The 25,982-nt window shown below is 44.3% G+C and carries 28 protein-coding genes and 1 pseudogene; 5 read left to right on the top strand and 24 right to left on the bottom strand.

Annotated elements, in window-relative coordinates; genetic code table 11:
* Positions 1-27: 27 nt before the first annotated feature.
* The 19 genes from AC1P5O_RS07240 to AC1P5O_RS07150 all read right to left on the bottom strand — a co-directional run bounded on the left by AC1P5O_RS07240 (position 28) and on the right by AC1P5O_RS07150 (position 15,049).
* Entirely contained in the window at positions 28-624 is a 597-nt protein-coding gene (locus tag AC1P5O_RS07240; RefSeq protein ID WP_004278864.1) for a 6-pyruvoyl trahydropterin synthase family protein, read from the bottom strand.
* Positions 625-776: 152 nt separating this feature from the next.
* Positions 777-1,742: a type II secretion system minor pseudopilin GspK gene (gene gspK, locus AC1P5O_RS07235; protein ID WP_004278867.1), complete on the bottom strand. Its 966-nt coding sequence runs from the start codon at positions 1,740-1,742 to the stop codon at positions 777-779.
* Between the two features lie 12 nt (positions 1,743-1,754).
* Positions 1,755-2,396 (bottom strand): type II secretion system minor pseudopilin GspJ, encoded by a 642-nt coding sequence (gene gspJ, locus AC1P5O_RS07230; protein ID WP_004278869.1) that lies wholly within the window; start codon positions 2,394-2,396, stop codon positions 1,755-1,757.
* Positions 2,393-2,962 carry a type II secretion system minor pseudopilin GspI gene (gspI, locus tag AC1P5O_RS07225; RefSeq protein ID WP_162924848.1) on the bottom strand — a complete coding sequence of 190 codons (570 nt, stop codon included), beginning with the start codon at positions 2,960-2,962 and terminating at the stop codon, positions 2,393-2,395. Before gspI ends, gspJ begins: the two co-directional genes overlap by 4 nt.
* On the bottom strand, positions 2,952-3,503 hold the full coding sequence (locus AC1P5O_RS07220; RefSeq protein WP_004278872.1) for a type II secretion system protein: 552 nt from the start codon (positions 3,501-3,503) through the stop codon (positions 2,952-2,954). The genes gspI and AC1P5O_RS07220 overlap by 11 nt, the downstream gene beginning before the upstream one ends.
* Before the next feature lie 9 nt (positions 3,504-3,512).
* Positions 3,513-4,127, bottom strand: coding sequence for a TetR/AcrR family transcriptional regulator (locus AC1P5O_RS07215; protein ID WP_004278873.1), 615 nt, complete (start codon positions 4,125-4,127; stop codon positions 3,513-3,515).
* A gap of 41 nt (positions 4,128-4,168) precedes the next feature.
* A complete protein-coding gene (locus tag AC1P5O_RS07210; RefSeq protein ID WP_004278875.1) occupies positions 4,169-4,942 on the bottom strand; it encodes a TatD family hydrolase in 774 nt (257 codons plus the stop codon).
* 27 nt (positions 4,943-4,969) lie between these two features.
* A complete protein-coding gene (locus AC1P5O_RS07205; RefSeq protein WP_004278877.1) occupies positions 4,970-5,311 on the bottom strand; it encodes a PilZ domain-containing protein in 342 nt (113 codons plus the stop codon).
* Between the two features lie 15 nt (positions 5,312-5,326).
* Positions 5,327-6,307: a DNA polymerase III delta subunit-related protein gene (locus tag AC1P5O_RS07200; RefSeq protein WP_004731481.1), complete on the bottom strand. Its 981-nt coding sequence runs from the start codon at positions 6,305-6,307 to the stop codon at positions 5,327-5,329.
* Positions 6,308-6,321: 14 nt separating this feature from the next.
* Positions 6,322-7,083, bottom strand: coding sequence for a 3-deoxy-manno-octulosonate cytidylyltransferase (gene kdsB / locus AC1P5O_RS07195; RefSeq protein WP_004278879.1), 762 nt, complete (start codon positions 7,081-7,083; stop codon positions 6,322-6,324).
* Between the two features lie 12 nt (positions 7,084-7,095).
* A complete protein-coding gene (gene lpxK / locus AC1P5O_RS07190) occupies positions 7,096-8,100 on the bottom strand; it encodes a tetraacyldisaccharide 4'-kinase (RefSeq protein WP_005103480.1) in 1,005 nt (334 codons plus the stop codon).
* A gap of 3 nt (positions 8,101-8,103) precedes the next feature.
* On the bottom strand, positions 8,104-9,831 hold the full coding sequence (gene msbA / locus AC1P5O_RS07185) for a lipid A export permease/ATP-binding protein MsbA (protein WP_004278883.1): 1,728 nt from the start codon (positions 9,829-9,831) through the stop codon (positions 8,104-8,106).
* On the bottom strand, positions 9,831-10,256 hold the full coding sequence (locus AC1P5O_RS07180; RefSeq protein ID WP_318270436.1) for a biopolymer transporter ExbD: 426 nt from the start codon (positions 10,254-10,256) through the stop codon (positions 9,831-9,833). The genes msbA and AC1P5O_RS07180 overlap by 1 nt, the downstream gene beginning before the upstream one ends.
* 7 nt (positions 10,257-10,263) lie before the next feature.
* Positions 10,264-10,902: a MotA/TolQ/ExbB proton channel family protein gene (locus tag AC1P5O_RS07175; RefSeq protein ID WP_004278886.1), complete on the bottom strand. Its 639-nt coding sequence runs from the start codon at positions 10,900-10,902 to the stop codon at positions 10,264-10,266.
* 33 nt (positions 10,903-10,935) lie between these two features.
* On the bottom strand, positions 10,936-11,823 hold the full coding sequence (locus tag AC1P5O_RS07170; protein WP_004278887.1) for a ParB/RepB/Spo0J family partition protein: 888 nt from the start codon (positions 11,821-11,823) through the stop codon (positions 10,936-10,938).
* A complete protein-coding gene (locus AC1P5O_RS07165; RefSeq protein ID WP_004278889.1) occupies positions 11,820-12,602 on the bottom strand; it encodes a ParA family protein in 783 nt (260 codons plus the stop codon). Before AC1P5O_RS07165 ends, AC1P5O_RS07170 begins: the two co-directional genes overlap by 4 nt.
* A gap of 25 nt (positions 12,603-12,627) precedes the next feature.
* Positions 12,628-13,254, bottom strand: coding sequence for a 16S rRNA (guanine(527)-N(7))-methyltransferase RsmG (rsmG, locus tag AC1P5O_RS07160; protein ID WP_017397824.1), 627 nt, complete (start codon positions 13,252-13,254; stop codon positions 12,628-12,630).
* A gap of 91 nt (positions 13,255-13,345) precedes the next feature.
* Complete coding sequence (gene murU / locus AC1P5O_RS07155) at positions 13,346-14,035, bottom strand: N-acetylmuramate alpha-1-phosphate uridylyltransferase MurU (protein WP_004278892.1); 690 nt, start codon at positions 14,033-14,035, stop codon at positions 13,346-13,348.
* On the bottom strand, positions 14,036-15,049 hold the full coding sequence (locus AC1P5O_RS07150) for an aminoglycoside phosphotransferase family protein (protein WP_005103483.1): 1,014 nt from the start codon (positions 15,047-15,049) through the stop codon (positions 14,036-14,038).
* Between the two features lie 121 nt (positions 15,050-15,170).
* Here AC1P5O_RS07150 and AC1P5O_RS07145 point away from each other — a divergent pair, with 121 nt between their 5' ends.
* Both AC1P5O_RS07145 and AC1P5O_RS07140 read left to right on the top strand, forming a co-directional pair.
* Positions 15,171-17,624, top strand: coding sequence for an LPS-assembly protein LptD (locus AC1P5O_RS07145; protein ID WP_004278895.1), 2,454 nt, complete (start codon positions 15,171-15,173; stop codon positions 17,622-17,624).
* Positions 17,624-18,931, top strand: a complete 1,308-nt coding sequence (locus AC1P5O_RS07140; protein WP_005103486.1) for a peptidylprolyl isomerase — start codon at positions 17,624-17,626, stop codon at positions 18,929-18,931. Before AC1P5O_RS07145 ends, AC1P5O_RS07140 begins: the two co-directional genes overlap by 1 nt.
* 422 nt (positions 18,932-19,353) lie before the next feature.
* Here AC1P5O_RS07140 and hfq read toward each other — a convergent pair.
* The 4 genes and pseudogenes from hfq to tsaE all read right to left on the bottom strand — a co-directional run.
* A pseudogene (gene hfq / locus AC1P5O_RS07135) lies at positions 19,354-19,578 on the bottom strand (RNA chaperone Hfq); the annotation flags it as partial.
* A gap of 91 nt (positions 19,579-19,669) precedes the next feature.
* Positions 19,670-20,614, bottom strand: coding sequence for a tRNA (adenosine(37)-N6)-dimethylallyltransferase MiaA (gene miaA, locus AC1P5O_RS07130; protein WP_004278902.1), 945 nt, complete (start codon positions 20,612-20,614; stop codon positions 19,670-19,672).
* 6 nt (positions 20,615-20,620) lie between these two features.
* On the bottom strand, positions 20,621-22,588 hold the full coding sequence (mutL, locus tag AC1P5O_RS07125) for a DNA mismatch repair endonuclease MutL (RefSeq protein ID WP_004278903.1): 1,968 nt from the start codon (positions 22,586-22,588) through the stop codon (positions 20,621-20,623).
* A complete protein-coding gene (gene tsaE / locus AC1P5O_RS07120; protein WP_004645485.1) occupies positions 22,578-23,057 on the bottom strand; it encodes a tRNA (adenosine(37)-N6)-threonylcarbamoyltransferase complex ATPase subunit type 1 TsaE in 480 nt (159 codons plus the stop codon). Before tsaE ends, mutL begins: the two co-directional genes overlap by 11 nt.
* A gap of 126 nt (positions 23,058-23,183) precedes the next feature.
* Here tsaE and AC1P5O_RS07115 point away from each other — a divergent pair, with 126 nt between their 5' ends.
* The 3 genes from AC1P5O_RS07115 (at position 23,184) to AC1P5O_RS07105 (ending at position 25,095) form a co-directional block, all read left to right on the top strand.
* Entirely contained in the window at positions 23,184-24,092 is a 909-nt protein-coding gene (locus AC1P5O_RS07115) for a pseudouridine synthase (protein ID WP_004278905.1), read from the top strand.
* Between the two features lie 114 nt (positions 24,093-24,206).
* Positions 24,207-24,554, top strand: coding sequence for a type II toxin-antitoxin system RelB/DinJ family antitoxin (locus AC1P5O_RS07110; protein WP_004278906.1), 348 nt, complete (start codon positions 24,207-24,209; stop codon positions 24,552-24,554).
* A gap of 97 nt (positions 24,555-24,651) precedes the next feature.
* Entirely contained in the window at positions 24,652-25,095 is a 444-nt protein-coding gene (locus tag AC1P5O_RS07105) for a GNAT family N-acetyltransferase (RefSeq protein WP_004278907.1), read from the top strand.
* 43 nt (positions 25,096-25,138) lie between these two features.
* Here AC1P5O_RS07105 and AC1P5O_RS07100 read toward each other — a convergent pair whose 3' ends face one another.
* Positions 25,139-25,846, bottom strand: coding sequence for a pseudouridine synthase (locus AC1P5O_RS07100; protein WP_004278908.1), 708 nt, complete (start codon positions 25,844-25,846; stop codon positions 25,139-25,141).
* Between the last annotated feature and the right edge of the window lie 136 nt (positions 25,847-25,982).

Genomic DNA, 25,982 nt, shown 5'->3' with positions numbered 1-25,982 from the left:
GTCAATGGATTTAAAGTCACGCAGACTTTAAATCTGTACCTGTAAATCTACTGTAGGGTTATGAAATGGTGTGCCCTGTTTGAGCTTGGCAAACATGTCCGGATCTGTCCATTCAGCTTGCACCTGTTCAGAGAACTCAAGTTGCTCCAGACTCAAAATTCCCATCTGTTCATTTTGAATATCTTCTAAAAAGCTTTGTGCATAGCCGGTATCGGTTTCATGCACAATCACAGAATAGACTTCGACATCGCCTTCACCATTTTGAGTCACGGTCGATGCCAGCACCTGCTGTGCCAGAAAGAAGAAAATACGTGAAAACTGTTCTGCTGATGGCGATACCGGCAAAGACACCCAGCGCGCACTGAAATTCTTGCAGGCCTGAATATATTCCGGATCGTCATTTTGCCAAAAGCAGATGGCATGATCGAAAGAATCAAAGAAATCCTTAATCACACCTTTAAGCAGACCAAAGTCATAGACCATTTGACCATGATCTAGCTTCGAGGCTTTTAGCAATAACTCGACTTTATAACTATGGCCATGGATCGAACGCTTACAGCGATCTGACGTGCAGTTACGCACAATATGAGCATTCTCAAACTTAAATAACTTACGAATTAACATATGCCGTAATGTCGTCAAAAAATAGGTGAATTAATTTTGATTATAAAGCAAAAGTAAAGCTTTGAGGATTAATTTTGCTGTTTAGCATGATAGGGAAAAGGCATCAGCCCGGCATTTGCGCTTATCCAGCCTGTACAATTCATGAGCTAAAATTAAAATGGCGCCATGCTACGGTAAGCGACATAAACCTGTTTGTCCTGACGAACCAGATCGCTGCTAAACTGGCGCTTACGCTCACTTAAAACCACTTCGATTCGGGCTTTAAAATAATTGGATTGCACCCCAAGCAGACTGTTAAACAAATTACGCCTGTCCGCATCGACCTGAGCGAAAGGCTCCAGTGACCACAGATCAGTCACATTGGAAAAGTGCTCCAAATTGGCCTGACGCTGATCCAGCAATTGCTGCACTGCATTCACATCCAGCTTTTCATCCATACTAGCCAAAAGAAAAGCTGAAGCGGTATTAATATTGACCAGGCTCTCCTGCACCGGTGCAGTACTCAGATAAGGTGCTATCAGCTTATATTTATTCTCTTCAAAACCGCGTACTAGCTTTAATTCTTCTACGCTGTGAAATTTTGCATTCGGTGGCAAAGCAGCATTGGGCAAGCTCTGATAATAGTTAGATTCGGCGCCCATGCCCCCACTGACCAGCTCGTCTGCATCCTGCCAGTCAATGACTGCTTCACTGAGCTGTTCCGGCAAACTGGCACGTTTTAGAATCAGCTCGAACCATGCTTTGGCATTTTCATTGACTGCGCCTTCGGCAGTAATCAGGCTATTTAAATTAAACTTGCCTGATTCATCCTGTATTATTCCGGAGACATAACCGTCATCTACCGGAAAAGCTGGCATGGGCTGCGCCCAGGTTTCCTGCAGATGGTCGACCTCTGCGGCATTTTCAGCATCATCGACCAGCAATTCAGAAAAAAAGGCCTCAGCACTTTTGGCATACATTAAGGACTGGTTTTGTCGCATCAAATAGGCAGTGCTTTCAGCAGTTGCAGCCTGACGCTGGGCAATCGTGGCAGCCAAAATAGTCGCTAGCGCTACCATCACCAGAATGGTAATCAGTGCAATGCCCTGCTGCTGCTTGATCATGATCGTTTTATTCATTTTCATTTCTTATTATTCTGAGCTGGGTTGACCGGTGTTCTGAGTATCAAGCAAAAAGTCCGTATTTAATAAACTAAACATCCATTCATAACTGACGCCATTCACGGTTAAATTGATTTTAACCCCTTTAGGCAACCTTTGCTTCTGCTCTAACTGATTCAGATCAGTAGAAGCATCTGGCCATTGCGTGAGCTCATTCGGATTGAGTACGACGATCTGGAATTGTTCCACTTCCGACAATAAAACACTGGATTCGGGCTGATCTTGACCTGTCTGATTCAGGTTCCGGTATTTCAAGCGATAAAGTTTCTGCTCATCAGCTCGATACTGATATTCAATGCGCTCATCTGGGGAAATCCCCTCTTCCAAAGGGTCAGTCACTCCAGTTTTACTGAAATTAAAGCGTCCGTTCTGTAGCACTAGAGCCGGCTGAATATCGCCATTGATATTGGCCGTTAAGGGTACTGCCTGTACGGTATCTCGCAGAATCTGCTGATAGGTTTGCTGTAACTGACCTAAACGCTGTTCATGAATCACATTCTGATCTTTGGTTTTGACAATATAATCAAAAACTTTCCAGCCCAAAGCAGACAGCACCGCAAAGATCGCAATTGCGACCATTAATTCAACCAGGGTAAATCCTTTAGGCTTCATGGAGTATTGTTCATACGATGATTAAAGAACATCAGGCTGGTGATACCAGATTCCACCTGACCACTGTCCTGATTAACCAGACTCACCTGCAGCTCGATCCGTTGTACATTCGGACTGACCGTCGGTTCGCTGCGCTTGTCAATCTGCCAGGTTTCACCTTGCTGGGTCAGCTGTTTGGAAGCCGTCCCTTCCATCCATTCCTGATTAATTTCCATTTGTGCCACTTCATTTAAGGCAACAAACTGTGCTTTGGTACGTAGAATGGCATTCGAGGTCGACTGGGTATATTGAATCGCGACTTTGGTCAGGGTCATGGCTGCGGTCGCAAAAATTGCCAAGGCCACCATGACTTCCAATAAGGTAAAACCTGAGGCACGATTAAGTCGAGTAACACTCGACCGTGCCGCAAGTCCGAAAGCTATGCTTGAGGAGCAGCGATAAACGAAACAACGTTTCGTCCGAGCGCAAGATGAAGAACTCTGTTCAGAGTGCACACGATTAAGCCGAGTAATACTCGGCCTGATAGCACCAAATCCAGTATTCTGCTTGAAATATCTAGATTTCATTGATTTTACCCAGATGATCAATCTCAATCGCAGCACCCACTTCACGGTCTTCCAAAAAGAATTGAATCCGCACCGGTTTGACTTCACCATTGCCGAGCCAGATCAGTTTAGGTGCATTAGCCTGAGTCAGATCACGATTTTGTGCATTGGTATAACGCTGCTGTTCCAGCGCCTGCATCTGAAAGGACACATGATCAGGTAAATTACGCAATTTGAAATCTGCATAACTCTGCCATTTCTCATTTTGCAGGTTCTGTTCAGTCTGCGCTGCTGAACGATATTCTATAATTCCATAACGAAATGGCGTGACATCTGTTGCTGGCCGAACGTCAAGCGCGAGTATTCTAGACTGGTCATTGGCCTCGCGTAGCACCCGTTGCAAGTCTACTAATAAAATTTCCCGTGCCTGCATTGCTTTGCGCTGATCGACACCACTGGTATTGAGCAGCACTAGTGAAGCCATAATCCCCATAATCACAATCACCACCATCAATTCGATTAAGGTAAAGCCACGAACTGCACTGTGAGGTGATCTGATCATAGGACAACCTTAGACAAACTGGTCGGCAGAATGCACCTGCTTGGGCAAAGCCAGCGCCTGATCGATATAGGCCACACGCAAGGTATCGCGTGAACCCAAGTAACGCTGATAGAAACTGGAATTGAGAATTGCGGCTGCACCATGGGTCAGCGACCAGATCGACGCTAGATAATCGCGTACCGACATGCGGCTGTTGATCGATGCCAGATAAGTTTCTGTCATACGGATAATCAGGCGTAAGCGCTGTTTGCGCACCTGATAAAGTTCGCTAAACAGGTGCTGGATTCCAACCCCAGTCGTCGACAGGCGTTCTTCAATTTGATGAAACAGCACAGTACGTTCAGGATGATGCAAATGATGCAGCATAAAGAAGGCCAGATGTTCAGGAAAGGCTTTATCGCTATCCTGAATCATTTCCAGCAACATGCGCTCATTTCGGATAATCAGCAGCATGTATAGTTCATCTTTACTCTGGAAATGTTTATAAAGTGTCCCTTTGGCCAGATCAAGCTCGGCGGCAAGCGCATCAAGCGTCATTCCTGCTTCACCATTTTCTAACAGGAGTTGCTCTGCTACTTGAAAAATCAAGGTTTCTCTTGCTCGAAACTGAGCTTGACGATCCATCTTCACCCTATAAACTCTCTTTGTACTTTATATAACTTTATTTACTTTAAATTCAGAAGATTTTCAAAGTTCTGCTTTGTGATATAAGCCATTTCTTCCAGTGACTTATCATATACATCGCAAAGCGCTTTGGCTACATAAGGAACGTATTTAGGCTCATTAGATTTGCCACGATACGGCATTGGCGCAAGATAAGGACTATCGGTTTCAATCAGCACACGATCCAGCGGAACCTGTTTGGCGACATCACGCAGATCCTGCGCATTTTTAAATGAAACAATTCCGGAAAATGACACATAATAGCCGCAATCCAGTACCGCTTTAGCGGTTTCCCAGTCCTCGGTAAAACAGTGCAGAATGCCATGCGTAGATTTTTCCGCGCGAATAATATCGACGGTATCATGCTTGGCGGAACGGGTATGAACAACTACAGGTTTTTTGGTGATTTGTGACGCATGAATATGCCGGGCGAAACAGGCCTTTTGCTCTGCAATAAAATCGGTACTGTGATAATAATCAAGACCTGTTTCACCGAGCGCCCAGACTTTCTCCGGTTGTGCCAGCTCGACCAGATATTCAGTCGTGGCACGCGCCATGGTTGCAGCATCTTCGCAAGGATGTACGCCAACGGTATAGCCGACATCTGCATGACGCGCGGCAATTTTGGCCAGCTCGATATGATCATCCAGATCGACCGAGATACTCATGAATTTGGAAACACCGGCTTCACGAGCCTGAGCCAATGCTTGGTCCAGATCACCATGATATGGTGTCAAATCAAGCAGGGTTAAATGACAATGAGTATCTACAAACACGATGCGTTCCTACCAAGGGTAAATTAACTACATAGTGTAACTTTTACGTCCTTCAGATTTAAGACCCGCAACCAGACGATCTGCTTCATTTTTGAAATAAACGCCTTTTTCACCGCTTAACTGGATGCCAAAGCCTTGGGGCTTGATGCCATTCTGCTTTTGCGAGACCCAGATGACTTTACCAGTTAAAGGAATTTTCTGGGTCTGGTCAGGCAAAGTTGTCAATACAAAAACTTCTTCGCCCAGTTTGACCGGCTGCTTGGAAGGAATAAAAAGCCCACCACCCACAACATAAGGCATATAGCTGGCAAACAGTGTTTCGATGTCAGGAATATTGGCCTGAATAATACCGCCCATACGTGGTTGCATGTGATTTCCCCTTAATTAAAGATTCATCAGCTTGATAAACAATTCATCAATAACCAGATTGCTTTGGACATTCTGCTCGAGGTATTGCTTGGCTTGCTGAAAATCCTCATAAATTTTAAAAAGTGCTTCTAATGAATATTGTTCGGCAAGCACATTGAATTCAAGGTCAATGTTTTTCACCGTCTGATTTAGCTTGACACAAATTAAATCGGACAACAAGTATTCAAACATTTGAGCAAATTCACCAAAACTCAGGCTTTTATTCCATTTGGTCGCAATTGCCAGTGGCATATTTTTTTGAATGACCAGTTTTTGCCAGTCTTGCAGGAATTCCTGACGCAGTGGCAGCCAGGCACTTTGTGCAACCTCTAATGCCTGTAACGGCATCTGATTAGACAGGTTCATCAATAATTGTTGCTGGCTAGAACCTGCATCCGGGAGCTGATTCTGGACATAATCGCTAAATTGTTCTGCGGAAATTCGATCCAAAGCAAAATGCTGCAAACGACTGCGGATGGTCGCGGGCAATTTTAAATAATGATTCGCCAGTAAAATAATCACCGTATTATCACCGGGTTCTTCCAGTGTTTTAAGCAAGGCGTTAGCAGAGGCAATATTTAAGGCTTCTGCCGGCTCAATCACAATTACACGCCAGCCATCTACAGTCTGTTGCACAAAAGGCAGAAGATCACGAATCTTCTCGATCTTGATTTTAGCATTCTGTTTTTTATTGTCTTCATCGGTACTGATATGCACATAGTTGGGATGGGTATCTGCCTTTAACCATTGGCAGCTACTGCATTCACCACATGGCCCGGCAGGCTGACGATTCAGGCATAACACCCAAGCCAGAAACTGTTGGGTAAACGCTTCTTTGCCACAGCCTTTTTTTCCATAAAACAATAAACCATGCCCAAGCTTGGGAAAGCGTCCGGTCAGGGTTTCCCAAACCTGTTGCTGCCATGGATAGATATGTGCATTGACATCAAAAGGCATGTATTTGACTCTTCTTAGGCAAAATGGGAAAGATCCATCTGATTCAGGCGATCCAGATCTTCCTGAGTATCTACCCCTGGCGGCAAATTGGCTTCAGCCACCGCAATGGCAATACGGTGTCCATTTTCCAGTACCCGTAACTGCTCTAGAGATTCCAGTTTCTCCAGCACACCCATTTCCCAGGTCACATATTCTTGCAACAGTTTTACCCGATAGGCATATAGGCCTAAATGACGATAGGCCTGATCATGCAGTTTTGGTTCAGTCAGTTTCGCACCATCACGGTCATAAGGAATGGTAGCACGGCTAAAATACAGTGCTTGCTGGTGTTTTGACATGACAACTTTTACAATGCTGTCACGTTTGAATTCATCCAGTTGATGGATCGGCTCACATAGCGTCGACATGGAAGATTCAGGCTGATCTTCCAAGAGTTGAGCAACCTGTTTTACCAGTTGCGCCGGCAGTAAGGGTTCATCCCCCTGTACATTGACAATAATGTCCTCACTGGCCCAGCCTTTGATTCGAGCCACTTCACTCAAGCGGTCTGTGCCTGAAGGGTGATCCGCCGAGGTAATGACAACATCAATGCCTTCAGCACGGCAAACGGCAGCAATACGCTCATCATCAGTTGCCACACACAGATCATCAAAACCTTGCACTTTCTTGGCTTGATCCACTACCCGCAGAATCATGGGACGACCATGAATGTCCAGCAACGGTTTACCCGGCAGACGTGAACTGGCGAAACGTGCAGGAATAACAATGTGTTTCATAATGAATGAGCCTTAAGAAATTTGAATACCGTATTGTTGTAACTGTTGCTGCAAGACTGTATAGCAGGCTGGCGATAGGACTGCATCGACTGGCACCACCCAGAGATCCTGTTTAAAATCTGGATATTGTTTAAGTAGCGCCATAATTTTTACTGCGTCTTTTTCAGTGGTAATAATCGGATTGTTATCATCGAACTGTAAATCTTCAATGTCATAGTCATGATGGTCTGGAAACTCATGACACTGAAATTGTTCTATGCCTAAATTTTGCAAGGTCTGATAAAACCGCTGTGGAAAGCCAATGCCGACTACCGCATAAAAAGCCGCTTGAGGATCAAAGATTTTATTGTTGTCCTGATTAAGCAAATAAGGCTGTGATGCAGCCAGATGCATATGCAGTTCAGAGCTTGGGTTAGCCGAATGCTCAATTACGGTTCCCGTTTTCAAACGGGTCACTGGTTCACGTAGATAACCTTCTGGAAGCAGTTTCTGATTACCCAGACCGCGATTATTATCCAGCACAATCCACTCAATCTGGCGATTCAAGGCCCAATGCTGCAGGCCATCATCACAGATAATCATATCCAGCTCATGTTTCTGCAATAAGAGTTCAATACTTTTCTGCCGGTTGGGACCAACTGCCATCGGCACACCTGTTGCCTGCACAATCAAGGCAGGCTCATCTCCGACAATCTCCGGCAAGGTATTAAAGTCGACATAGGCAGGAAATGGACCTTGGCCGCCATAGCCTCGACTGATCACGCCTACCCGAACATTTTTCTCGGTTAAATAATCCACCAGATGAATCAACAAAGGTGTTTTACCGCTACCACCGACTGTGATGTTACCAATTACCATAACGGGAATTGGTGCACTATAACTTTTTTTAATGCCTTTTTGATAAAGCCAGTGATTGCTGACAAAACCCAGGCGATACAACCATGACAAAGGACGCAGCACCACCAGCCACTTTGCCTGTGCATTCCAAGCATCCTGAATGATTTGTGCTAATGCCATGAGTTACTGTTCCTCAAAGTTACGCTGATGCAACTGATAATAAGCACCATGTAGCGCAATCAGTTCGGCATGACTGCCCTGCTCAACAATACGGCCCTGATCCATAACCACAATACGATCCGCGTTTTCAATCGTCGATAGACGATGTGCAATTACGATGGTCGTACGGTCCTGCATGGCTTTATCAAAGGCACGCTGAATAAAGTATTCCGACTCGTTATCCAGCGCACTGGTCGCTTCATCCAGAATCAGGATAGAGGCATTTTTCAAAATTGCGCGTGCGATCGCGATGCGCTGACGCTGGCCACCAGACAGGTTTAAACCCTGAGCACCCAGCTGAGTATTATAACCTTGCGGTAGTGCCATAATAAAATCATGCGCATAGGCTGCCTTTGCTGCCGCGATAATATCTTCATCGGAAGCACCTTCGAGCTGACCATAAGCAATATTTTCCCGCACGGTTCGGTTAAACAGTACTACTTGTTGGTTCACCATGGCAATCTGGGTTCGTAATGCGGTAATTTCAAAATCTTCAATCGGTTTCTGATCCAGCAGGATCTGCCCAGAAGTCGCATCCTGATAACGCACCAGTAGATTCACCAGCGAGCTTTTACCGGCCCCAGAACGACCGACCAGCGCCACTGTTTCACCGGCCTTCACCTTTAAATTAAAATCATGAATGGCATGATGACCATCATCATAAATCAAGTTGACATCTTTAAACTCGATATCGCCTTTCAGGCTATCCGTTAAAGTCCCGGTATTTTTTTCTTCAGGCATATCCAGCAATTCAAATACCGAATGAGCCGCAGCCATACCACGTTGAATTTTTTCATTGATATCCGTCAAGGCTTTGATCGGTCTTGCCAGCATACCCGCCGCAGTAATATAAGCGACAAATTCACCCGCAGAGGTGTCACCCAAGATTTGTGGGCGCAAGGCAATAAACATCACGATACTCAGTGAAATGGACATGATCAACTGCACGACAGGACTATTCAACTGTTGCACAGCGACCATTTTCAAGCCACGACGCAAGTTTTCAAGCGAGTTCTGTTTAAAGCGTTCCTGCTCAGAACTTTGCCCGCCAAAACCCTTGACGATCAGGTTGGCATTCACCGTTTCCTGCACCACATGGTTTACATCACCCATGGTGTCTTGTACTTGCTGCGATAATTTACGCATCCGTCTTGCAGCTTTACTGATAATAAAGCCAATGACTGGCGCAAAAATCAGGATACACATGGTCAGACGCCAGTTGGTATACAACAGGTAGCCTAATAATGCCAGAGTGATCAAACCTTGTTGCAACAAGGTTCTTAAAGCTTCAGTTGAAGCAGCCGTCAACTGTTCAACGTTATACATAATTTTGGCAGTAATATGCCCGCTGGTATTGTCCAGATAATACTGGGACGGTAAACGCAGCAATTTTGCAAAAACTTCCTGACGGATATTAAATACCAGATTCCGGGAAATTACCGCAGTAAAATATCCACCCATGAATAAACCCAGGCCCCGGAAGAACATGAGTATGACCACTAAAAACGGGAAAAGTGAAGTGAAACTCTGGTCTTTATTTTGAATCGCCTCAATAATATATTCCAGCAATTTGGCGACAGAAACTTCTGTGGCCGCATTAATAGAAAAACCTACCAGGACAAGTAATGCGATGCCCCAAAATGGTTTTAAATAACTTAAAAGGCGAAGATAGACCTTAAAATCGTGCTTCACTAATAACCTCGGGTAGGTACTTTGGTACTGATATTGATATTCACAAAGCCGAGCTGCCCGGCCACATCCATGACACGAATCACGTCCTGATGACTGGCTTTTGCGTCAGCTGCGATGACAAACATTAAATCACGGCGTTCATTTGAAATCTGTTTAATTGCAGTATTTAAATCCGCAACTTCCTTGCTGGCCAAGGATTGACCATTGACTGCATAATGACCATTAGCATCCACAATCACTTCAACTTTCTGATCATAGCTTTTAGGCGGTACCCCTTGCGCGTCAGGCAAGGTTAGATTCATTCGGCTCATTTGACTAAAAGTCGTCGACAAAAGCAAAAAGACCAGAATAAACAGCAGACAGTCAATCATTGGTGTCAGATTAATATGCACATCTTCCACCTGGTTGCGTTTGAATTTCATCATCCGCCTCCTAGCTGGCTTTTTGCATGTCTTGGTCTATGTCTGCATGATTGCGATAAAAAAGATCCGCATGAAACAAAGTCGCTTGCTGCTCAAGTTCAGCCACATATTCCTGAACAAGACGCTGAAAATAACGGTGCGCAAACAGTGCAGGAATTGCAATCAGCATACCGGCTGCCGTGGTAATTAAAGCCTTAGAAATACCGGGCATCATCAAGACCGGATCACTTCCAGTTCCCACATCGATCATCAGGAAAGACTCAATAATCCCAAGTACGGTCCCCAACAAACCGAGTAAAGGCGCAACTGCACTCAACGTGCCCAGAAAATTAATATTTTTTTCCAGATAACCGATTTCCTGTGACGCCACCACTTCCATCTGCGCGCGAGCATACTGCTCACCCTGCGGCTTACTAGTATAGCCCGCAGCCAATACCCGGCCCAAAGTGCTTTGCTTTAAGGCCGCACTTTGATTCATTTTTTGCATGACTTGTGCTGTATTTTGCGAAGGCCCCATCAACAGGATCGACGGAAGTACTACGTTCTTTTTCAGGCGGATCAGGCGCTCGATCGAAATCGCCAGCATGAAGATAGAACACAAGACCAGGGGCAGCATGAGCCAACCACCTGCTTTAACCAATTCCCACATCTAATTTATTCCCCAATAAAAAAAATATATAAATTATTCATCTTCTAAAATAGAAAGAATGCCATCCAGCTCTTCTAAAGAGTGATAGCTAATAACCAGTTTCCCTTTACCTTGCTTGTTATAGTCAATTTTAACATCTGCACTGAAACGCTCTGAAAGGCGCTGAGTCAATTGCTGAATATCCGGTGCTACAGCTTCTTTTACTTTTTCTTGTTTAGGTGTATTGAAATCACGGACTAACTGCTCGGTTTGACGAACAGACAGACTTTTTTCAATTACGATATCTGCAACTTTGAGCTGATCTTTAGCTTTTAAGGTTAAGATCGCACGTGCATGCCCCATATCCAGCAAACCTTGCTGCATAAAGTCTTTCACTTCTTCTGCCAGGCTAAGCAGGCGAAGTAGGTTACTCACTGTCGTACGCGCTTTACCCACGGTATCGGCAATTTCCTGATGGCTTAGGCCAAATTCTTCATGAAAACGCTGCAAGGCCATCGCCTGATCAATCGGATTCAGATCCTGACGCTGGATGTTTTCAATCAAGGCCAGTGCAATCGCAACCTGATCATTCAGATCACGTACAATCGCAGGAACCTCGGTCAAACCCGCTAACTGTGCCGCACGCCAGCGACGCTCACCCGCAATAATTTCATACGGATAGCGTTCATCATCAACCGGACGGATCACGATGGGCTGCATGATGCCATGCTTTTCAATCGATGCCGCCAGTTCTTGCAAATCCTGCTCGTTAATATAACGGCGTGGCTGGTATTCACCGCGCTTGAGCAAGTTTACATCGATCTGTTTTAGCTGACCATGATCAATGCCTTGGGCTTCGAGTTGTAATTTTTCTTTTTGAATTGATCCCAGCAAGGCATCCAAGCCACGACCTTTAGCGAGTCCACGTTTCTTGACGGTCATGCTTTACTTCCTTTTTTCACTTTGCTTTTCTTTAATACTTCAGCTGCCAGATTTAAGTAAGCAACTGCACCCTTTGAGCTTTTTTCAAAATAAATCACCGGCAAACCGTGTGCTGGCGCTTCAGCCAGACGAATATTTCGTGGAATTACGGTTTCATACAGTTTTTTACCGAAATATTGTTCTAATTCTTCAGAGACATCACGAGTCAAGGCATTACGTGCATCGTACATGGTGCGTAATACACCGACAATTTGCAGGTCCGGATTCAATGCTTGCTGAATCCGATCGATGGTTTGGGTTAAATCCGCCAGACCTTCCAGTGCATAATATTCACACTGCATTGGAATCAGCACACCATCCACGGCTGCCAAAGCATTGACAGTAATCAGGCTAAGACTCGGTGCACAATCAACAATAATATAATCAAATGAGGATTCAATTTCCTGCAATGCATCCCGTAAAATGAACTCGCGCCCTTCCTGCTCTGCAATCGCCAACTCAACCCCAGCCAGATCACGGTTTGCCCCAAGTACCTTGTAACCGACTTCCGCCTTAGATATCGCCGTTTCAATCGGCACTTCACCCAGCAACACATCGGTAACCGAATACAGCAGGTCATTCTTCTGAATGCCAGACCCCATGGTCGCATTACCTTGCGAATCCATATCGACCAGCAAAACACGTTTTTTTAACACAGCTAAAGATGCCGCCAAATTTACTGCGGTTGTGGTTTTACCTACACCACCTTTTTGGTTTGCAATCGCAATAATTTGTGCCATGTTGCCCCCAATCCCTTTAAAAATCTTAAATACGTTTTAATAGAAGTAAATGACGCTGTTCGTCTAAGCGCGGAACTTTAAGTTCAATAATCTCACAACTAAATTCATTTTTTAAAGTAGCAACTTCATCTTCAGGAATTAAGCCTTTCATTGAGGCAATAATCGTTTGTTCGTGCATATATGGCTTAGAAGCATCGACAAAGTCTGTTAATGATGCAAAGGCACGACTGGTAATCACATCAAATTGACCCAGCTCATTGATGCTGTCTTCGTTTTCTACACGCGTTTGCACGGCAATAACATTTTTAAGTTTCAGGTCAGCAATAAACTGCTTGAGGAAACGAATTTTTTTACCGTTAGAATCCAGTAATACACATTCACGCTCAGGCTGACATAAAGCAATGATCATGCCCGGCATACCGCCACCTGTACCGATATCCAGCAGTCTGCCTACAGGCAAGTCCTTTAAAATACTTAAACTGTCGAGCAGATGCTTGACCAGCATTTCTTTAGGATCACGGATTGCAGTCAAATTGTATGCTTTGTTCCACAACACCAAAGCATCCTGATACTTGAGTAATAAATTTAAAGCTTCATCAGATAGCTCTAAACCCAAAGCCTGGCTACCCTGCTTTAGTTCTTGAAAAAACATGTGCATAAACAATCTACGCTCGAAAAAGTTAGGTGGAAGTATACCGTTTTCTCTATATTGGCACAGTAGGCAGTGCTTAGCGAATATTCACTTAAGCAAACTTCCCTTCATGGATCGCTGTATCCAGTGCCGTTAAACGCTCCGGGGTTCCCACATCAACCCAAATGCCTACCAATTTAGAAGCGGCAACCTGCTGATTCTGCATTGCCGCTTTTAGCAATGGCGCTAAAGGACGCTTGCCAGTCTCTAAGCCTTGGAACATCTTTGGATCAAGCACGGATACACCACTAAAAGTCAGGTTTTCACCTTCGACTTGCTGATCAAAGGTATAAGCTTTCCCGGCTGCAAGCGTAAAATCACCTTCAGGATGTTGTTCAGGGTTCTGCACAAGTACGAGATGCGCCAAATTATCCTTTAGATCAATATCCAGTAAAGGAGCAAAATCCATCGTGGTCCAGACATCACCATTTAACAGAATAAAAGGTTCATCACCGAGTAGCGGCAAGGCATTAATGATTCCTCCAGCGGTTTCCAGACCTTCACCCTCATGTGACCAAAGGATGTTGATGCCAAATCGTGAACCATCGCCCAAAGCTTCTGCGAGTTTTTCACCGAGCCAAGCCGTATTGATGACAATTTCAGTAACACCGATCGCAGCCAGTTTCTCTATATGCCAGACAATTAAGGGCTTGCCCCCAACTTCCAGCAAAGGCTTTGGCGTATGCAGCGTTAGCGGCTGCATACGATTACCGAGTCCTGCGGCCAAAATCATCGCTTTCATTCAGGCAGCCACCTCATATGAGCCATATTTAGCTTCAAATGCAGGCATCACTCTGTCACGCATAAACTGCATGAATGGCTCTAGTTCTGCATAAGCCTTAGATTCTTCAAGCAGATACCACATCACACGTGGCAAGTCCTTGAGATAACCTGACTTGCCATCACGCTCAAATAAGCGCACAAAAATACCGAGGATCTTGATATGACGCTGAATCGCCATCATGTCGGCATCTTTCTTGAACTGTTCAAAATCACGATCTTCTTTGGCAGAAACTGGCAACAGATTATAGAAAGTTTTGAACCAGCGATACACACGGTCGGCATTCCACTGTACATAGGCATCACGGGTAATCGAGATCAGGTCATAAGTATCTGCACCAATCACGGCATCCTGAAAATCAATCACACCGAGTTCGGTTTCATTGTCGATTTTCATCAGGTTACGGCTATGAAAGTCCCGATGTACAATTACCTGTGGCTGTGCCAAAGCGGCATTGGCCAGAATCGCAAAAGTGCGTTTGATCAAGGCGCTTTCTGATTCAGTCGGTTGAACCTTTAACGCTGGCAACATCCAGTCAGTCAGCAATTCCATTTCTGAGATCAGTTTTTCATAAGAATATGCCGGGAAATGCCCTTCTCCAGCAATCGATTGCAGCTGAATCAGCTGCTTAAAGCTTTGCTCATAATAGGCATCTACAGTCTCATCATTCAGCAGATTCGACAGCAGCACATCCCCCAAGTCTTCGAGGAGTAAAAAGCCATTTTCTAGGTCTTTTGCCACGATATGTGGAACACGCACGCCATGTGCATCAAAAAACTCATCTATCGTCACAAAAGGCACACAATCTTCTTTTTCTGGTGGTGCATCCATCAGCATAAATGTTTTATTATTCAGTTTGATTCGTGCATAACGACGGAAGCTGGCATCACCTGCTAAAAAATGAGTTTCAAATTGATCTGAACCGAGTACAGAGGCAATCCAAGATTGTATCAATTGTTCGCGTTGTGTATTCATTTGCAATTAATTCTAATACAGGCTGAGTTTTTAAAGTGCTAAGTGTAGCTACTTATCAACTTTTTCTCTATGATGCGACAATAATTAATTGCGATAAAAGCATGATTGGTTAATGAGACAAATGAAGCATCACTTTAAAATAAATCCTCTAGCGACTGCGATCTTAACCCTTTTATGTGGCAGCTCAGCCTCCGGCTATGCTGCATCAAATGTCTCGTCCGATGTAAATGCAGAACAACTCAAACAGCGCATAAATGAGACCTATCCAGGTGAAGCATTCTTTTCGCAATACTATGTCGACAAATCCTCAGCTGAGGCACAGCAGCGGCAGGAAAAATACTTAAGTTCAGCTTATTGTGAAGGCACCTGGGTGACCCCGATTGCTCCAGATGCAGCAACCGTTGCGCCAGATCAGGCTACATCCACCATTACTGCAGATTATGGTCACTACAATCCAGCAGGTGACTCTTATTTAGAAGGCAATGTCATCATTGACCAGCAAGGTCGCCAGATTCGTGCTGAACGCGTAACGATTGATCAAACCCAAACCTATGCCAAAGCAGAAGGTCGTGTACAACTTGCTCAGGGTGGCCTGCTCTCGCAAAGTGATGATATTAATTATAATTTAAAGACCCAAGAAGGCGACCTAAATAACAGCTTCTATATTGCCGAGCAGCAACATGCGCATGGTCGGGCAGAAAAGATCGCCAGAACCTCGACCGAGACAGTAGAACTGGAAAATGCGACCTATACCACCTGTCCACCTGAGCAAAAACCAACCTGGAAAATCCAAGCAGAAAAGATCAAGCTGAACCAGGAAACCGGACGTGGTGAAACCCGCAATACCAAGTTGTATGTTAAAGATGTTCCGGTCTTGGCAGTTCCCTATTTCAACTTCCCGATTGATGACCGCCGCACTACCGGTATTCTGACGCCGACATTTGGCTTTACCAATGATGGTGGTCTGGAACTGGGTGTTCCGGTTTACCTGAATTTGGCACCGCAATATGATGCGACAATTACGCCGCGTTATATTGGCGATCGTGGTGTGATGTTAGACGGTGAGTTTCGCTATCTGACTGAAAATTATGGTGAAGGCCGTATTTGGGGAGGTTATCTGCCTTCCGATGAAAGCTATAGCGATGAAGATCGTAAAAGCCTGCATTTTTTACATAATTGGCAGATCAATAATCAGCTTTCCACCAACCTTGAATATAACTACGCTTCAGACAAAGATTACTTTGCCGATCTGGATAACAACCCGAACTCTAAAACTGACCTGAACTTACGCCGTGCCTGGGAAGTCAATTACAAAAATGGTATTCCTGGCTTAAAGGCACAATTCAAAGTTGAAGATTTCCAGACCCTAGATCCAACTGTACTGGATGAAGACCGTCCTTATGCACGTCTGCCGCAGCTTTTAGTCAATTACAAAACTGGCAATCCATTGGGATTACAGCTTGAATTTAATAACGATACGGCTTATTTCCAGAAAGACCTGAGAAATTTCGCCGATACTGATCCAACGGGTGAGAAGGTATATCAGCCAAGTGGTACACGGATCTATAATGACTTTTCCGTGCGTTATAATCATTTTACCCCGTGGTCATTCTTCATTCCTCAGGCGACTGTACGCAACATCAATACTTTCTATGATGAAAAAACCCAAAGCCGTAGCGCGTCTAGTGAAAATAATTCAATTGTGGTGCCACAATTCACGCTGGACACCGGCTTAATTTTTGAAAAAGAAGGTACGTATCTACAGACCTTAACGCCTCGTCTGTTCTATGCGTATTCACCTTATGAGAACCAGCAGAATCAGCCAAACTTTGATTCAGTCGTCGCTTCGATTAATTATGATCAACTTTTCAGTGCGCGTCGCTTTTATGGTAATGACCGCCTGGAAGACAATAACTTTGCCTCCTTAGGTCTGAGCTATAGCCTATTTAATGAAGAAGGTCTGGAGCGCCTGCGTGCCAGCGTTGGACAGAGCTTTTTCTTTGAAGATCGCCGTGTAACGTTGGAAAATGATGCAGATGAATTCGACCGTGAAAGTCATACTGGCCCTGTAATTCAACTGACCAGCCAGCTGTCAAATAATGTTCACGTTAATCTGAACTCAAGCTGGATGTCGAATGGATCGAATGCCCAACGAGATTTGCAGGTTTATTATACCGGTGAGCAAGGCAATCTTTATAACCTAGGCTATTTCTATCGCAAAGATATTCCGAACCGTCAAAAGAGCTATGATCATGTGGTGGGTTCATTTATCCAGCCGATTGCCAACAACTGGCGTCTGGTTGGACATGCCCAGTTTGACCTCGACAATAGTGTCGCACGGGAATATTTACTTGGCGTGAACTATGAGTCATGCTGTTGGGGAGTTTCTGTTTACGGTCGCTCATATTACAATGACTTAGACGACGTTAATGATTCAAGCGTCAAAGCCAAACGCGCCATTATGGCCGAAGTCAGCCTGAAAGGCTTAGGTGGGTTAAGCAGCAAACTCACCTCATTACTAGAAAATCGTATTCTAGGTTTTAACAATATCAATCAAACTTGGACAGAACGTTAATGAAGACAAAACAGTTAAAACAAATTTTTAAAGCAACCGCACTTGCGCTATGCCTTTCTTCAGCGATGACGACTTTTGCTGTTGCCCAACCTAAAGATGAAGTTGTAGCTGTAGTCGACAATAGTATCATTCTACGTAGTGACCTGGCTCAAGGTGTAGCCGAAATCTCACATCAGCTGCAAAAACAGAAAAAGGCAGTTCCACCACAACAATATCTTGAGCAACAAGCTTTAGAGCAACTGATTATTCGTCAGGCACAGCTTGAACAAGTTAAACGTTATAACATTCGTCCAGATGAAAAAGCTTTAAATGAAGCCGTCCTGAAAGTTGCCCGTGATTCTGGTTCACCGAGTCTGGAAGCATTCCAGCAGAAACTGGATGCCATGGCGCCGAATACCTATGCTTCTTTACGCAACCGTATTGCTGAAGATTTAGCACTGAATCGTTTACGTCAACAAATCGTGACTTCACGTATTCAAATTACAGATCAAGATGTTAAAAACTTCCTAAATACCCCGCAAGGTCAAGCTTTGCTTGGCAGTCAGGTCCATGTACTGCATTTACGGGTAAGCGGTGAAAATGCTGAACAAATTGCAACACAGGTAAAGCAAGAATTAAATAGCAGCAATGACATTCAGGCGATCGGCAAAAAGTACAGCACTGGCGGCGTTAAAGTCGAAGCTGCTGATATGGGTGTGAGAAACCTGTCAGAAATTCCAGCAGAACTGGCTGCACGCGTGACTACCCTGCAACCAGGTCAAACTTCTGAACTGATTCCTGTCGCTGATGGTGTACATGTTCTGAAGCTCTTGGAACGTAAAGGTGGCGAACAGAAAGCCCTTGTTCCGCAATATTTAACACGACACATTCTGATTCAACCGTCTGAAGTGGTCAGTCCTGAAAATGCCAAACAAATGATTGATAGTCTGTATAACCGCCTCAAACAAGGTGAAGATTTTACTGTTTTAGCTTCAACGTTCTCCAATGATACTGGCTCGGCTCGTGATGGTGGAAGTCTTGGCTGGGTTAGCCCAGGGGTAATGGTACCTGAATTTGAACAGCAGATGAAAAGCACCCCAGTAGGTCAGTTCAGTAAACCATTTCAATCCCAGTTTGGCTGGCATATTCTGCAAGTGAGTGAAACACGCCAACAAGATATGACACAGGAATATCAGGAACGTATGGCTCGCCAATTGCTCGGTGAACGTCAATTTGATGCCGAATTAGATAGCTGGTTACGTGAAACGCGCAATAATGCTTATGTAGAAATCAAAGATCCTCAACTGGATCCTAAACGTAACCGTTAAGCCTTACCATAATCCTAAAAAGCCAACGACATCTCGTTGGCTTTTTATTTAAAAAACTTAAAACGTACAGATATAAAAAAACCTCTCATATAGAGAGGTTTTTTAATTTTCAAACTCGATTAACGATTGTTTTCATCGTCTGAAGAGTCTTCAAATTTAGTGTCGTTGTCAAAACCAGTGCCTTGACCACCAAAGCCAGCACCTTGACCACCGAAGCCACCTTGACCACCGAAGCCGGCACCTTGACCACCGAAGCCGCCTTGACCACCAAAGCCACCGCCTTGACCGCCGAAGCCACCTTGACCACCGAAGCCGCCGCCTTGACCGCCAAAACCACCTTGACCACCGAAGCCGCCAGCACCTTGACCGCCACCAAAGCCACCTGCAGCACCTTGACCACCGAAGCCCGCACCTTGTGGACCAGCAGGCGCGCCAGCAGGACGTGGATTACGTGCAGGTACTACAGTTGAAATTGCATGCTTATAAACCATTTGGCTTACTGTATTTTTTAATAAAACCACGTATTGGTCAAAAGATTCGATATGACCTTGTAATTTAATACCGTTTACCAGGAAGATAGATACTGGGATACGTTCCTTACGGAGAGAATTCAAGAATGGATCTTGTAAAGTTTGACCTTTAGACATGTTATAACTCCAAAAAAATTAAAAATCAGCGCAAAAACTATCTCTATTTTTCAATTAAAAATTATAAAAAAGATAGTCCCTAAATTTTGCTTTATCCGTGACAGTTTCGCAAGTCTTCTTGAGCCTGCTGTAGCGTAAAATATGTTGTAAATTTATGCTTTTCTTGCAAAGACCTTAACCACGTATATTGACGTTTTGCAAGTTGTCGTGTCGCAAATAAAGCTTTATCCTCCATTTCCCGTTGCTTTTCCTTGGTTTTATCAGCATTTTTTAAGAATTCTATAGCCTGACGATAACCCACTGAACGCATGGAAGGTAAATTTTCATTAAAATCGTATTTTTCAATTAAATTCACAACTTCATTTAAAAAACCGCTTTTCCACATAATTTCCAGACGTTGTTCAATACGCCCATGTAATTCTAACCGATCTGGCATCAACGCATAATTATGGAAACTGTAACGATATGGTAAGTTTTTAGGTTGTTCTGCCTGTAGTTTTGTAATCGGCTCACCAGTCAATTTAAAAACTTCCAAGGCCCGAATAATGCGCTGCTTGTCGCTGACCTTGAATTTTTCACCGGCAATCGGATCGACTGCACATAATTCTTCATAAACCGCTTCCCAACCCTCCCGCTCACCTTTCGCCTCAATCTCAGCCCGGATAGCATAGTCTGCACTTGGTAAATTATCTGACAAGCCTTCAAGTAAGGCCTTAAAATACAGCATGGTTCCGCCAACCAGAATCGGGGTTTTACCACGTGCATGAATATCATCAATCAGGCGGCAAGCATCTTCGACAAAGTTGGCTGCAGAATACACTTCAAGTGGACTGATAATATCAATCAGATGATGCGGATAGCGCGCCAGTTCTTCTTTGGAGGGCTTGGCTGTACCAATGTCCATTCCCCGATAAACTAGCGCAGAATCGACTGAAATCAGCTCAAATTTCCCTTGCTCATACAGTTCACATGCCAAAGCGGTTTTACCACTTGCAGTTGGCCCCATTAAATTGATGACCGGCAATTGATTGGACATGTAAAACTACTCTCCTCGAGCAAAAAGTTTATCTAGTTGAGCCAATGGAAAGGCGCGCCAAGTCGGACGGCCATGATTACATTGACTGGCAAATTCGGTTTGTTCCATCTGACGTAATAAAGCATTCATTTCCGACAAACTCAGGATACGATGCGCTCGCACTGCACCATGACAGGCCATGCCTGCCAGAATCTGGTCACGCTTCTGCAATAGACTTTGTGCCTGATCCCCCGGATCTAAATCATTCAATAATTCAGGAATCAGGGCATCGAAATCGGCCTTGTGTAGAATAGCCGGCACCCCACGTACAATGATTTGTTCATCACCATACTGATCAATTTCCAGACCCAAACGCGCCAACTGCTCTTTCAGCTCTTCAACCCGCATGGCCTGCATCCGGCTAATGTTTACGACCTTTGGAATCAGCAATTGTTGTGAGGTCCAGAATTCAGGTTTATCCCAGGCCGATTTCATTTGCTGCAAGACAATACGCTCATGCGCCGCATGCATATCCACAATAATCAGACCTTCGGTATTTTGCGCCAGAATATAAATGCCGTGTAACTGGGCAATTGCAATACCTAAGGGATGCTCATCAACTTTGGTGTTCACATGTGTCTGAAAAGACTGCTCAGGGCTGAATATTTCGGTTTCCGAACTTTCTCTGAGCGGTGCTAAATAACTTTGCAAGGCATTATTCAGCTGCTGTGAACCAGAATAAGATTTACGGTAATCTTGGGAATAATGCACTGTTTGTGGACCTGAAGATGCAAAATCGGTCAGCACATCTGAAGTTTCATTTTCACTTAAGGCAGATGTCGTTCTCACCACCTGTGGCTGAGAATGCGCAGTCTGATGCAGGCTAAACTGTTCCTGATAACGCGGTTGCGGGGCCGTCAAGCCAGGCTGCTCATCCTGTTTCATTGCCTCGGCTAAATCTGCAGTTGCGGTCTGGAATTGTGCCAGCGTTTCCTTGGCATAATGCCGCACAAACTCATGTACTTCACGTTGATTCAGGAAGCGAATTTCATGCTTGGTCGGATGGACGTTCACATCAACATTTTCCGGATCAACTTCTAAAAACAGTAAATAAGCCGCATGCTGATGGCCATGCAAGATGCCGTCATAGGCCATACGCAAGGCATGGGAAATGGTTTTGTCTTTGACAATCCGGCCATTCACATAGACATATTGTAGATCCGCCTGTGCACGCGCATCCGAAGGATGACCGAGCCAGCCAGATAAACGCATATTGATACTGTCTGCATCTATCCAGTAGGCATTTTCAGTAAACTGGCGGCCAAGTAGCTGTTGAACGCGCTGGAAACGCAAAGCGCCGCTATCCGCCACGGGTAAATTCAGCTTGATGCTTTCATTATGTTCTAGCACAAACCGGATATCAAAATGCGTCAGTGCCATACGGCGTACAATTTCTTCAATATGACCAAATTCAGTGCCCGGTTTTTTCAGGAATTTACGCCGTGCAGGCACATTAAAAAACAAATCCTGAACCCGGATATGCGTCCCTTTCGAGGCTGCAACAGCCTGAATTTCCTGATGATCAAAAGCCGTACCATTGACTTCGACCTGATAACCGATGCCCTCGTCACTTTGACTGCTGATCATGGTCAGGCGTGAAACTGCTGCTATCGACGCCAGTGCCTCGCCACGAAAGCCCAGACTGCTGATTGCATACAGCTCATCAGCACTCTGGATTTTGCTGGTGGCATGACGCATCACGGCCAGCGGTAAATCCTCATGATGAATTCCGCGTCCATTGTCGATGATTTCAATTAAAGTACTGCCGCCCTGTTCGACCCGAATGATCAGCTCTGTCGCCCCCGCATCAATCGAGTTTTCCAGTAACTCCTTGACCACAGAAGCCGGACGTTCAATCACCTCACCTGCGGCAATCTGGTTGGCAAGTGCAGGATCAAGGGCACGAATACGGCGCAGACTTAAATCATTCGACATGTGAAAATTGACGCTCCAGAGCCTCTCGTAAAGCAAGATTCGATGAAATCAGGCTTGCAGTACGGGTAAGTTCATCTTCAGATTTTAAAATTTCAATAATCAGGTCAGCTTGCGGAATTTCATCACCACCTTTAGATGGCCATTCAAATAAAAATAGCGCATTCGGTGTTTCCAGGTAATCCCGGATGCCCATCAGTTCCAGTTCATACGGATCATTCAGACGATACAAGTCAAAATGAAAAATATCCTGACCATTAATTTGATAGGGTTCGACCAGTGTATAAGTTGGACTTTTCACTGAACCTTTATGACCCAGCTGTTGCAAATAATAACGTGTTAACGTCGTTTTTCCTGCCCCTAGGTCACCAATCAGATACACGACCCCCGCAGGGAAATTCTCCGCCAGAACCTTGGCTAGTTTTTGGGTATCGTCTTCATGATTTAAAGTGACATTAAATGAATAAGGCATATTACTCACGACATGATGCAAAAGAATAAATATGATAGCATCGCCACGCTTTAAAAGCCTATTCACCCGTGTGAGAAACTGTATTTTTTCACAGCATCTGTTCCTTAAGAGGTTAATCTGCCTGCCATGCAACCAACTGTTGAATTTAACCCGCCCATGCTCAATGGGGTCAGTGCCAGTAAAGTATTTTTGCCAGCCAGTCCGGATGCGTCCCTGACAGTTTTTGCTTATTTATGCACACAATTCGCGCATATCACAGCAGATGAATGGCAGTCCCGTTTCAACGAAGGTCTGGTCTATGATGCTCAGGGCAATCAATTAACCACAGAAAGTCCATTTCAGGCTAATAGCCATTGTTACTATTATCGCTTTTTGGCACATGAAGTGCATGTTCCTTTTCAACATCAGATTTTATTTGAAAATGAGCATTTCATGGTGGTCGATAAACCGCATTTTTTGACTATGAGTCCGACCGGACAATATGTGCAGGAAACGCTATTGGTTCGGCTTAAAAAACAAACCGGCAATGAGCATTTAACGCCCATTCACCGGCTGGATCGTGAAACGGCAGGTGTGGTCCTGATTTCCAAATGCGTGGAATCGCGTGGAATCTATCAGCAGATGTTTGCCACACGTCAGGTTCAGAAAACCTATCATGCGATTGCGGCCTATCACCCTGATTTAAAATTTCCATTGATCACGCGATTAAGAATGGAAAAGGGACAGCCCTTTTATACCATGCACGTGCTAGACGGAACGCCGAATAGCGAGACGGTGATTGACCTGCTGAAACATAATACAGAATGGGCTAAATATGAGCTGAAACCGCATACTGGCAAACAGCACCAATTACGGGTGCACTTGAATCATCTGGGTATTCCGATTCAGCACGATCCCTTTTACCCCCAAGTAGCGCATAAAGCGGAAGATGATTTTTCAGCACCTTTAAGTTTATTGGCCAAACATATTCAATTTGTCGATCCGATCACGCAGAAAAGCATGAATTTCAGCTCGCACCTTGAATTGACACTGTAAATCTCTTGTCATTACAGATTATTTTCTAAAATCGGTCGCTTTAAGATTGAATTTCAAACGTAATTGATTAGAATAAAGGCGAAAAGTTAAGTAATTTAAAGCTTTAAAAATATTATGAGAAAAACTGAAGTTTATCAAATTCGCTTGGACTCGCAAGAGAAGAAACAAGCCTTTGCGGTATTTAAGCAATTGGGGATTACGCCAGCTCAGGCCGTGCGTCTTTTTTTCAAGCAGGTGGTGATTACCAAATCCATCCCCTTCTCGATTGAAAACCAGAATATCAATCTGGAACAACTGATCCGGCTGCGCAAGCTGAAACAAAATGAAGCGAAAACCGAGCAAAATGCGCTTTCCAGTTCGGCCCTGAATCTGCTGGATGATCAGGAGATTGCATTGGATGATGATCATCTTGATTTATTTGAAGAGCTGAATGCCATTTTGGGTGAAAGCGACAAAATTTAACATTGTTGCATTTCCGAACAATTTCTAAAGCCTGCCACTCATAAACTTCGCTATGCTTGATGCTGATAATCAATAAAAAATTAGCATGGAGTATGCAATGCTCGTACGACGCGCCCAGTCAGCAGACCTGAATCAGCTGGCGGTATTATTTGATGAATATCGACAGTTTTATGGTACGTCTTCCAATCCTGAACTCTCTTACCAATTTTTAAAACAGCGTTTTGAAGATGGACAGACCGTCATTTTCATTAATACCAAAGATGATACTTTTACCGGCTTTATTATCCTGTATCTGGGTTTTTCTTCGGTGGCCTGCTCGACCTATTATATTCTGGATGATGTCTATATCACCCCGGTTTTTCGGCGTCAGGGCGCAGCCAAACAACTGATTGATACCGCGATTTTATTTGCCAAACATGAACAGGCCTTAAGAATCACCCTGGAAACCCAAAAAAACAATTATCAATCGCATAAATTGTACGAATCCATGGGATTTATCAAGGATGATGAATTTCAGACTTATCACTGTTTCCTGAAATAAGTCCTGAACTTTTTAATCACATTTCAAGCGAATAAAAAATTTATTATTCCGAGCGGAATTTGGCCTGCGCCACCTGTTCAGCATTTAAATACAGCCATTCCCCTTCAGCCAGTTCAGGCAAGGCCAAAGCACCAATCTGTGCACGATGTAGCTGTTCAACTTTATTGCCTACGGCAGCCAGCATGCGTTTTACCTGATGATAGACACCTTGATGAATGGTCATTTGCAGACGATTTTCAGCCAAACGAGCCACTTCAGTAGCTGCAAAAATGCCTTTTTCATTTCTCAATTCGACACCTTGTTCTAGTTGCTGAATCTGTTCATCCGTGACTGGATCCGCAGTTTGCATCTGATAAACTTTGGCGACATGCTTTTTAGGATGGGTGAGCGCTTGCAGGAACTGTCCATCATCAGTCAGGAGTAGCAGTCCGGTGGTATCGTGATCCAGACGCCCCACACACTGAATCCCCCGATTCAGCAGAATGTCATCAAACAGGTCAAACACACTAAAATGATGTGTCGCCTGATGTGAACATTCATAGCCCTGTGGTTTGTTTAAGGCGATATACACTTTTTCCCGATAGGTCTGACTTTTCCCATAAACCTCGAAATTTAAGTGATTCAAATCCAGTTTATGTTTGGGATTGTCAATCACTTCATCTTGAATTGAAACAGCACCATTTTTAATCAGTTGCTGACAATGCTTGCGGGAGCCGAAACCTTGTGACTGCAACATTTTTTCCAATAGCATCTGTTTATACCTGTATCGAGTGAAGACCTGTGCATTCTATCCTGAAATAGTCATGAATTTGGTTTCTTACGCTGTTTTCTAGGTATCATGCGTTGAAAAGCTCTACAATAGCTTTATTTTTCATTCTTTCTCTCCC

It is taken from the genome of Prolinoborus fasciculus (genome assembly GCF_056724605.1).
Note: the sequence above shows the minus strand (reverse complement) of the source record. Positions and strands in the feature narration are given on the sequence as shown.

Coding starts and splice junctions, on each gene's coding strand:
- AC1P5O_RS07145 (WP_004278895.1), top strand. CDS start 15,171: ATGAAGCATCACTTTAAAATAAATCCTCTAGCGACTGCGATCTTAACC.
- gspK (WP_004278867.1), bottom strand. CDS start 1,742: ATGAATAAAACGATCATGATCAAGCAGCAGCAGGGCATTGCACTGATT.
- gspJ (WP_004278869.1), bottom strand. CDS start 2,396: ATGAAGCCTAAAGGATTTACCCTGGTTGAATTAATGGTCGCAATTGCG.
- AC1P5O_RS07115 (WP_004278905.1), top strand. CDS start 23,184: ATGCAACCAACTGTTGAATTTAACCCGCCCATGCTCAATGGGGTCAGT.
- AC1P5O_RS07150 (WP_005103483.1), bottom strand. CDS start 15,049: ATGAATACACAACGCGAACAATTGATACAATCTTGGATTGCCTCTGTA.
- AC1P5O_RS07215 (WP_004278873.1), bottom strand. CDS start 4,127: ATGGATCGTCAAGCTCAGTTTCGAGCAAGAGAAACCTTGATTTTTCAA.
- lpxK (WP_005103480.1), bottom strand. CDS start 8,100: ATGGCATTAGCACAAATCATTCAGGATGCTTGGAATGCACAGGCAAAG.
- AC1P5O_RS07105 (WP_004278907.1), top strand. CDS start 24,652: ATGCTCGTACGACGCGCCCAGTCAGCAGACCTGAATCAGCTGGCGGTA.
- gspI (WP_162924848.1), bottom strand. CDS start 2,962: ATGAAATCTAGATATTTCAAGCAGAATACTGGATTTGGTGCTATCAGG.
- miaA (WP_004278902.1), bottom strand. CDS start 20,614: ATGTCCAATCAATTGCCGGTCATCAATTTAATGGGGCCAACTGCAAGT.
- AC1P5O_RS07240 (WP_004278864.1), bottom strand. CDS start 624: ATGTTAATTCGTAAGTTATTTAAGTTTGAGAATGCTCATATTGTGCGT.
- AC1P5O_RS07175 (WP_004278886.1), bottom strand. CDS start 10,902: ATGTGGGAATTGGTTAAAGCAGGTGGTTGGCTCATGCTGCCCCTGGTC.
- tsaE (WP_004645485.1), bottom strand. CDS start 23,057: ATGCCTTATTCATTTAATGTCACTTTAAATCATGAAGACGATACCCAA.
- AC1P5O_RS07100 (WP_004278908.1), bottom strand. CDS start 25,846: ATGCTATTGGAAAAAATGTTGCAGTCACAAGGTTTCGGCTCCCGCAAG.
- murU (WP_004278892.1), bottom strand. CDS start 14,035: ATGAAAGCGATGATTTTGGCCGCAGGACTCGGTAATCGTATGCAGCCG.
- rsmG (WP_017397824.1), bottom strand. CDS start 13,254: ATGTTTTTTCAAGAACTAAAGCAGGGTAGCCAGGCTTTGGGTTTAGAG.
- AC1P5O_RS07220 (WP_004278872.1), bottom strand. CDS start 3,503: ATGATCAGATCACCTCACAGTGCAGTTCGTGGCTTTACCTTAATCGAA.
- AC1P5O_RS07140 (WP_005103486.1), top strand. CDS start 17,624: ATGAAGACAAAACAGTTAAAACAAATTTTTAAAGCAACCGCACTTGCG.
- kdsB (WP_004278879.1), bottom strand. CDS start 7,083: ATGAAACACATTGTTATTCCTGCACGTTTCGCCAGTTCACGTCTGCCG.
- AC1P5O_RS07165 (WP_004278889.1), bottom strand. CDS start 12,602: ATGGCACAAATTATTGCGATTGCAAACCAAAAAGGTGGTGTAGGTAAA.
- AC1P5O_RS07110 (WP_004278906.1), top strand. CDS start 24,207: ATGAGAAAAACTGAAGTTTATCAAATTCGCTTGGACTCGCAAGAGAAG.
- AC1P5O_RS07180 (WP_318270436.1), bottom strand. CDS start 10,256: ATGATGAAATTCAAACGCAACCAGGTGGAAGATGTGCATATTAATCTG.
- AC1P5O_RS07200 (WP_004731481.1), bottom strand. CDS start 6,307: ATGCCTTTTGATGTCAATGCACATATCTATCCATGGCAGCAACAGGTT.
- mutL (WP_004278903.1), bottom strand. CDS start 22,588: ATGTCGAATGATTTAAGTCTGCGCCGTATTCGTGCCCTTGATCCTGCA.
- AC1P5O_RS07205 (WP_004278877.1), bottom strand. CDS start 5,311: ATGCAACCACGTATGGGCGGTATTATTCAGGCCAATATTCCTGACATC.
- AC1P5O_RS07170 (WP_004278887.1), bottom strand. CDS start 11,823: ATGACCGTCAAGAAACGTGGACTCGCTAAAGGTCGTGGCTTGGATGCC.